Below are 8,156 nucleotides of genomic sequence, written 5' to 3' on the forward strand. Positions count from 1 at the left end.
TCACCGTCGCCGGCATCGTCGGGTACTGGCTCAGCACCGCCCGCACCGCAGGCTCGATCTGCGCCCACGCCGACGTCATCGCCCTCAAAGGAGCCAGCTACCGCATCAAACACACCGCAATCGAGTCCCTGCCCTCCGTCGAAGCCGACCGTCAGGCAGACTCAACCCCGTAACACACCTGCTCAATTTTCGACCGGAAGAAACTGCTCAGGATTCGACCGGAACCGACATCGATTTTCGGATGGTTGTGACACGGACTATCACCAGAATTGACTCTCGCCCACCTCCTCACTGCCAACAGTGAGTGAGCCCTCCGACGACGTGATGCGCCGGAGGACACCCCTCTCGTCAAAGCTTTGGCACCACACGGCGTATCCGGTTGTCCCGGAAGCCACTTGGGCTCAACCCTTAAGCCGGGAAGAGCTGTCCTGACCCTGGGCGTCTTTCGACGTTCGAGGTCAGTGGCCTCTATCCGTGCAGACGCCTCACCTACCGAGGTGCATGCAGCGTCATGGTGACACCGTGGGCCGAACGGGTCAATCGGTTGGTCAGCCGCTGCGCAGCACGGTGGGGAGTCGTCAGGCTAGATTGCTGCAGCCACCCACGGCGCGGTACTGGCGATAGCGCAGACCGCGAGTAGAAATGGTGTTGTCCTGCGGGTATGTCCTTGAAGGCAGAGCATAGCGGCGTACACCCGCGTCCTGCTGCGAGTTGCATCACAGTTTGCTGTCCACTTGCTGTGACAGTTGCTTTCTCAGGATGGCCACGCGTCAGCGGCTATGAGCTCTTCTTCTCGGCCACGGCCGCACTGAGTCCCTCGGCGAGATCGTCGCGGGTCAACTCCTTGAACCGGTGCAGTTGGTCCTCGCTGAATTCGTCGAGCTCACTTGACAGCACCGCGTCCAGGTCTTCGTCGTCGAGGCGGAAACTGCGGTGATCACGAGCCTTCTCCACCACGTTCCGCACGAACCCCGCGTTACCGAGCACGTCGATACCCCGGATCAGATCGCCATCCTCGGAGAGGTTTTCGTCATCGTAGAACTTGGTGTACGACGGCAACAACACCTCGACCGCGTCGTCGGTGATCACGTCTTCGTTTTCCCGGCCCATCAGCTGGGTGAGCGCGATCAACTCCGGCGGCGTATAACTGTAGAACTCGATCACCGTCGAAAACCGCCGTCGCAGACCCTGGTTCACCTCTAGCATCCGCTCCATCGCCTTGGCGTAGCCGGCCCCGAACACCACCAGCTCGTCGCGGTGATTCTCCATGTAGAGCAGCAACGTGTTGATGATCGCGTTGCCGTACGCGTCGCCCTGCGAATAGCCACGCTCATGCAGATTGTGCATCTCATCGAAGAACACGGCGCCGCCCCGCGCCTCTTCGAGCATCTCCTCGGTGTTCTTCTCGGCGTCAGCCATGTAGCGACCGAGCAGCTTGGAGCGGCTGGTCTCCACCACCAACGGCTTACGCAACACGGTCAGCCCGCACAGCTGTTTGGTGAACGCTCGCGCGACCGTGGTCTTGCCGGTGCCGGGTGGGCCCAAGAGCAAGGTATGCCGCGACGAGATCGGCACGGGCAGACCCATTTTCGCTCGGGCCAGATTCACCTTGGTCGTCGACTTGATCAGTTTGATCTCGCGTTTGGCCTGTTCCATGCCCAACATCGCGTTGAGTTCCGCGTCGCCCTCAGCCAAGTACTTCTTGGCCATCTCGGCGTGACGGGCCGCCTCGGTCTGCTCGCGGGTGGGCGCACTGTCGGGATCCCACGGGTCTGTCCGCGCCTCAATGGTTTCCGGGTCGGTCAGCACCAGCCGATAGTTGGGGTTGTCCAATGCTTCACGGGCCGGGGCGAATTTGGCGTCACGCGAATAGACGCGGCGCAGCATCTCGACGGCCTCATCCTCGCGGCCCAAGTGCCGCAGGCACATGCCCTTGGTGTACATGGCGACGTTGGCCGCGTTGGGCACGCGGTCGCCCTCGATTGCTTCTTGGGCACGGTGGGTGGCTTCTTCGAAAACCCCGAGCGACGCCAACGCCGTCGTGGCCATCGCCGCGCCAGCGGCCTTCAACTCGGGATGACGCCACTGCTTGGCCGGCGGAAACTGCGTGAGCACATCGGGCCAACGGCCGGTGCGGAAATTCAGCACACCACGGACATAGGTGATCAGCTCGGCGTCGAAGGCATGCCGCGGTTCCGTCTGGTCGAGCAGTCGGGCGGCCTCCTCGTAGCGTTTCGCGTCGACGAGGGCCGCGGCGTAGGCCGCCGCCAGTGATTCCACGCTGGTGACCGCTAATCGCAAGAACAGGCCGTCGGAGACCTCGGGGCGAAACTCCAAGTCCGACAGACCCAGGCGGCGGATCTCCCAGCCGAACGTCTTCGCGGTTTCCCACGCATTGGTGAGCACCTCGATGCTCTGGTCACCGGCCAGCACCCGAGCGAGCCAGGCGTCGCACATCTCGGGGTCGAGGCGGCTGGCCGTGGTGAACATCTGCAGCGCCACTTGCGGATTGTTGCTGGGCTGTAGGCCGTTCACGGAGACGCCGGACGCCAGCAAACCAGCGACCATCGCGTTACGGGCATCGGTCGCGGCGGCCTGCGGCCTGGTCATTGCGGCGTCCCGGCACCGCTCACCGGGTACTGCGGCGCAAGCGAGTCAACGGCGACCGTCACCGATTCGTCGTCGCTCAGCGCCCGGCTCGACATCTTCAGTGCCGGGCCCGTCATGGGTGCCGGCAAGCTGGCGCGCACCGCGTGCAGTTGGCGTCCGGTGAGCCGATTCAGCCCGCTCCACATACTTTTCGGCAGCCGCTTATCGCTGTGGTAGCGCACGAATGCCGACACGTCGATGCCGCCGCGTCGCGGGGTGAGCCGGACCGTCACCACGGTGACATCGGCGTCGGGTAGCCAGAGTTCGTCCAGCATGGCCCCGGTGATGTCCGACGGCGACACCCAAAAGCTCGTCACATACCCGTCACCGCACTTGAGAAAGCGCCAGTACGGCCGAATCTGGCTGGGATCCACGCCGGCCAACAACGCGTCGTCGACATCGGCGATCTCGGCGGCGGTGAGGATGCGGGCCATGCAGCGCCGCCCGTCGAGATCTTGAGTGAGCCGCTCGGTGGCCGCCGCCAGCGTCGAGGCCAGCGAATCGCGCGCGGCCACCGCCGCCACGTTGTGTTGCGGGTCCATCCGCAGCACGAGCCAGGTTCTGCGGTCCTCGAGCGGGCGTTGGTTGTCCTCGGACTCGACGTCGTCTTGACTCGCGGCCCATTCCCCGGGGCCCTTGGGGCCATGCCGTTCGCCCACCGAGACGATGTCGACGCCGTCCAACCGAACGTCGAACTGCCGCAAGGCTGAAGCGACGGCCTCCACCGGCAGCGCGCCGGGCGAGCCGTTTCGTTGGCGATGCCGGCCCGACGGTGCGTCGGCGGGCCCTTCCACCGCGATCACCGTCACCAGTCGGCCGTCGTATTCGCGGATGCCGACCACGTCCCGGCCGAAGCGGCGCTGGTGATCGATCGCCGGCGTGCACCCGGCCACCAGCGCTTCCGGATCGGCGTACCAATTACGCACCCGCGCAACGGGTGCCGCGGCCAGCGGTATTCCCCGGTAGGTCACGAGCGCGGCGATTGCCACCAGCGCTGCGACGCCGACGCCCACCCACCACGCGACGTGGTTTCTCTGCCAGGTGTCCGGGCAATGGCTGGCGATCGCGAGCACCGCGACGTCGATGAGAAACACCGCGGTGATCCGCGGCCAGGACAGGGCCAGCCCGAACCGTCGCTCCGCCTTCATCGCTCCCCCGACCGTCGCATCAATTTCGCACCACCGAATATCGCTCCCACGAGCAGTACCGCCGCAGCCAGTCCGCCGGCGGCCACCCAGACCGGCGTCATGTTGCGCTCGGGGGGCGGTGGCGGCAGCTTCAGCGGCGACGACAACTCTTTGGGCTTCACCGGACCGTCGAGAACGTCCCAGGTCAGTGCCGCAACCGGGTCCACTACACCATGTCCGATCTGGTTGTCCACGCCACGGGCCGGCGCCCGCGCCGTGCGGATCAACCGGTTGATGATCTGATGCGACGACAGCTGCGGATACTTGGCCCTGACCAGCGCCGCCACTCCGGAGACGATCGCGGTGGAAAAGCTGGTGCCGGTCGGCACCAGCAGCGTGTTATCCGGACCGTCGATGGCATTGACCAGGCTGTCTTCTCGCGGCGAGAGCCCGACGATGTCGGTGCCGGGTGCGGCGATGGACACCCACGGTCCGGCCACGCTCGTTTTGTCCAGCGGGGCGCCGGCGGCATCCACCGCGCCGACGGTCAGGACGTACTCGTCGAACCATGCCGGGGTTACTACCGTTGTCACGCCGTTCCAATCACGGGGATCGTTGGGCCGCAAGGGATCATAGAGCGGATTCTGTTTGCAGTCCTTCTGGCTGGTGTCGCCGGCGGCGGCCACGATGACCGCATCCTTGTCCACCGCCGCATAGCGCACAGCTGCGCCCAGATCGGCTTGATCGAGGACGCTGCGCGCGCTCATGCACAGCACCTGCGAGATGTTGATCACCGAGGCACCCATGTTGGCCGCATGCACGATCGCCCGCGCCATGGTCCGGATGCTGTCCATCTTCTGGCGGGTCTGCGGATCCTCGTCGCCGGTAAACGCATCCTTGAGGCCGAACGCCTGGCTGGACTGACGGATCGAGATCAAGTCGACGTCGGGAGCGATGCCGCTGAACGCGTCCGTCGGTTGACCCGGCGCCGGGTTGGGGGCAGCCGGCCGCGGCCGGTCGACGGCGCGGACCTGCCCGCCGCCGGTATACCCCGGCGCGACGAACCGTCCGTGCTGGTGGTTGGCCGCCGGAGCTTTCGGAGGCGCCGGCATCCACGGGAAGGCAGGCTGCGCCGGCTCCTCAGGCGGCGGCGGGACCATGGTCACCGTCTGCGGCGGTGGGGGCGGCACCGACAACGTGATGGTTTGCGGCGGCGGCGCGGGGGGCGGTGGTTCGTTGGTGGGCACCGGAAGCGGCTTGCGCTCCGGCGGAGGTGCCGGGGCGACGCCGCTGGCCGGGGTGGCGGCGATCATCGACGCCACGAGCGTGCCGTGCGCGTCGCAGTCCGACAGCCCGTCGCCGCCGGCCATCACGTAGTCGCCGCCTCCGGCGAGGCGCGGCAGCCTGGGGTGCGGCGTCACCCCGGTGTCGATGACCGCGACCTTCACCCCGCCGCCACGGCCGAACCGCCATGCCTCGGGCAGGTTCAGCATGTCCATGTACTTCGGCTGAATCCGGAAGTCGGTGCCCGGCAACACACCAACCTCGGTGCAGTAGGCCGTTTGCCGCATCGGCTGTTCTGGGCCGGGGGGGCTGTCGGGCGGCACGGCCCCGGGGTCGATCACCGGCGGAGCGATGGCGTACGCCGATGGCGAACCTGCCAAAGCCGCCGAGGCCACGATGAGCGTGGTGGCAGCCAGCGCTGCCGTGCGGCTACCGATACCGGATCGCTGCATAGACATTCATCAACCACAATGCCAGCGGGAATATCGGCATCAGGCACAGGTACTCGATCCACTCCACGAATTTGCGGAACAGCGGGCTGTAGATCGTGTTGGGCACGACCGCCGCGGCGGTCAGCCCCGCGGCCGGCAGCAGCACCAGGATTCCCGCGCCCACCGACACCACCAGTGGTGACGACAACACCAGCACATAGCGCCCCACCACGGCCGCCACGATGATCACGGCGGTCAACGCCAGCGTGATCGCCTGCCAGCGGTCCACGTAGGAGCGTCCACGCAACATCAGGAAGCCGGCCGTGAAGGCGGCCAGCAGTACCGGCAGCCACCGCTGACCGGTGTGCGGGTCGCACAGTCCGGCCAAGCACGCCACGACCAGCACACCCAGCCCCACCAAAAGCCCGGTCAAAAACGCCCGCGCGCGCTCGGCTCGCAGCAGCACGTCGCGCACCGACGACGGGCCCTCCAGGGTCGGTCGTCCGCTGCCGGAGAGGACCACCGTGGTGGGCAGGTCGGGCCGGGCCTCGAACACCCAGCGACTGGTGGCAGACGGAAACACCGGCAGCCGGATGCCGGACAGCCAGCGTGACAGCGACGGCGCGGCGTGATAGCCGATCACACATGCCAGCAGCACACAGGACATCAGCGTCACCGCACTGGTCAACAGCAGCATGCGGGCCAGGCTGGCCACCGTGGCGGCTATGCAGATGGTGATGATCGCCGTGTAGAGGCCCAGTCGTCGACCGGTGAACCGCAGCGCCAGCACCGACCCGACGCCGACAACCGCGAAACCCAACACCGCGTGCGGTGCCCCCACCGGCCCGGGCGGTGCCGCCGCGGCAGCCACCGCCAGCGGCGCCAGCCCGCTGACCAGGATCATGTCGCCCACCCGGCGCTCCGACACCGACGTGGAACGCATCAGCACCAGCGTCGCCACCGTCAGCACCAGCACCGCGACCACCGCGGCGTAGCTTGCTGACAGCCAGGAGTCATCCCGCCAACGCCACCACCCCAGTACGGCCGCAGCGAGCAGCACTCCCGTCGCCAACATCGCGGCGCCGACTTGCACCGCGACAATCGGATCGATGGCTGCGAACCGTTTGGACAGGTTCACCGACACGGCCGTCGAGATGTGCTCGATCACCTGCGACCGGTGCTCGGTGTCCTCGATGAACCGCAGCCATAGCCGATCGCCGTCGAAGACGTCCTGCTCGGTCAGGGACTGGGTGGACCGCAGCGGGGTGCCGTCGATCAGGCACAACATCCAGCGGCCGCGTCCGGTGGCCTCCAGCGGCGCCACATCCAGTTCGCGCAGCCGATTGTTGACGACCTTCAGCAGTGGGTCGACCATCACCGACACCGGAGCGTTGGCGTCCAGCAGCACGCCGATCTGCACATCGGCGGCCATGATGGCGATCACCGCCGCTTGGGGTGAGGAAACCGCCTCAGCGCCCGGTTGCTGCGCTTCGGCCACCACCGCGGTCATAGTGCTGCCCCTTTGTCGACGAATTTTGAGTTCATGTGTCTTGCCTCGCTATTAAAATGGCGACGCCCGCCCCAATTGTTGAGCCAATTCTAGAGCATTTCCCCGAATCTGCATCTCGAGTGATTGCTTTCGTGAAAACCGTTGATGTACAGGGATTTCTGCGGGATTGTTAAACTCTGCGATGCGTTTTCCACTCGCCATACGGCAGCGTTTCTAAAACGGTCTTGACGCCGACTTGCACCAACTGCGGGGTGGCCGGGCAGATCGCCAGCCACGCCTCCCCCGACCCGGCTGTGCGGGCTTGCTGATACATCGCGATGCGCCCACCCGATCCGTCTTTCAGCGACAGCACCGACGCGCTCGGGGCCCGGGCGTCGTCGCGGTATTGCCGAGCGTAGACCGCGGCCTCGGCCGCGGGGTCGGACAACGCCTGGCCGAGTGCGGCCACGGTGGCCGCGCTGATGCCCAGCCGACGCAGGTCCCCGCCGGAGAAGACGTTGAAGCCCGCGCCCTGCCACGCCTTGGTCGCTTCCAGCATTTCCTCGAGGGGCACGTTGACGGCGTTGATCGCCGCCGGGTCGGCATGGTGAATCGACTCCAGTCCGTCGAAGACCAGCGCGGCGATCGAGGCGGTGTCGGCGATCGCCACATCGTCGACAGTGATGTCGTTGGCGACGCGCACGGCCGAAACCCAATGCTGGCCGCGCCGGGCCAGCACCACCCGGAATTCGTTGTCGGGGATGTCCCGCGATCCCACCGGCGGCTCTTCGCCCTCCTCGGTGGGCTCGTTGACGCCGTAGAGCAGTTTGCCCCTCGACAGCAGCACGACGATCTCCAAGTCGGGCGCGGCCAGCACCCGCATCCGGGCGGCGACCTGCTCGTCAACCGTCTCGCCGGTGACGATCCCCTCTTGGCGCATCACGGCCATCCCGGGGTGCTCGTTGAGCCAATCGTTGGAATCGGTCGAGACGTACGGCCGGCAGCGCAACTCGGGTGCGACGTGCCGGATGTCCAGTAGCGCCTGGAGCATCCAGAAACCCTCGACGTTGACGGTGATGTCGGTGCGGGTGCCCTGTTGGTCCATCGCAGTTCACTACGTACTAAGGAGACCCTCAGGTGACCACGCGCTTTATGACCGACCCGCACGCGATGCGG

The 8,156-nt window shown here is 66.5% G+C and carries 5 protein-coding genes, 1 pseudogene and 1 riboswitch; of the genes and pseudogenes, 1 reads left to right on the forward strand and 5 read right to left on the reverse strand.

The genetic code is table 11. From position 1 onward, the window contains the following. Nucleotides 1-56: 56 nt before the first annotated feature. A pseudogene (locus A5707_RS23865) lies at nucleotides 57-173 on the forward strand (AAA family ATPase); the annotation flags it as partial. 160 nt (nucleotides 174-333) lie between these two features. Continuing rightward, nucleotides 334-504: riboswitch (M-box (ykoK) riboswitch) on the reverse strand. A gap of 273 nt (nucleotides 505-777) precedes the next feature. On the opposite strand, the gene eccA reads toward A5707_RS23865, so the two are convergent. The 5 genes from eccA to A5707_RS14105 form a co-directional block, all read right to left on the reverse strand. After that, the gene (eccA, locus tag A5707_RS14085) at nucleotides 778-2,610 is read right to left on the reverse strand and encodes a type VII secretion AAA-ATPase EccA (RefSeq protein ID WP_065015087.1); all 1,833 of its coding nucleotides are present in this window, start codon (nucleotides 2,608-2,610) and stop codon (nucleotides 778-780) included. After that, nucleotides 2,607-3,797: a type VII secretion protein EccE gene (eccE, locus tag A5707_RS14090; protein WP_065015088.1), complete on the reverse strand. Its 1,191-nt coding sequence runs from the start codon at nucleotides 3,795-3,797 to the stop codon at nucleotides 2,607-2,609. Before eccE ends, eccA begins: the two co-directional genes overlap by 4 nt. Continuing rightward, nucleotides 3,794-5,512 (reverse strand): type VII secretion-associated serine protease mycosin, encoded by a 1,719-nt coding sequence (mycP, locus tag A5707_RS14095; protein WP_065015089.1) that lies wholly within the window; start codon nucleotides 5,510-5,512, stop codon nucleotides 3,794-3,796. The genes eccE and mycP overlap by 4 nt, the downstream gene beginning before the upstream one ends. Then, nucleotides 5,490-7,001, reverse strand: coding sequence for a type VII secretion integral membrane protein EccD (gene eccD, locus A5707_RS14100; RefSeq protein ID WP_065015090.1), 1,512 nt, complete (start codon nucleotides 6,999-7,001; stop codon nucleotides 5,490-5,492). Before eccD ends, mycP begins: the two co-directional genes overlap by 23 nt. 169 nt (nucleotides 7,002-7,170) lie before the next feature. Then, complete coding sequence (locus A5707_RS14105) at nucleotides 7,171-8,085, reverse strand: ESX secretion-associated protein EspG (RefSeq protein WP_065015091.1); 915 nt, start codon at nucleotides 8,083-8,085, stop codon at nucleotides 7,171-7,173. Between the last annotated feature and the right edge of the window lie 71 nt (nucleotides 8,086-8,156).

It is taken from the genome of Mycobacterium kyorinense (assembly GCF_001672775.1).
Taxonomy (GTDB): domain Bacteria; phylum Actinomycetota; class Actinomycetes; order Mycobacteriales; family Mycobacteriaceae; genus Mycobacterium; species Mycobacterium kyorinense_A.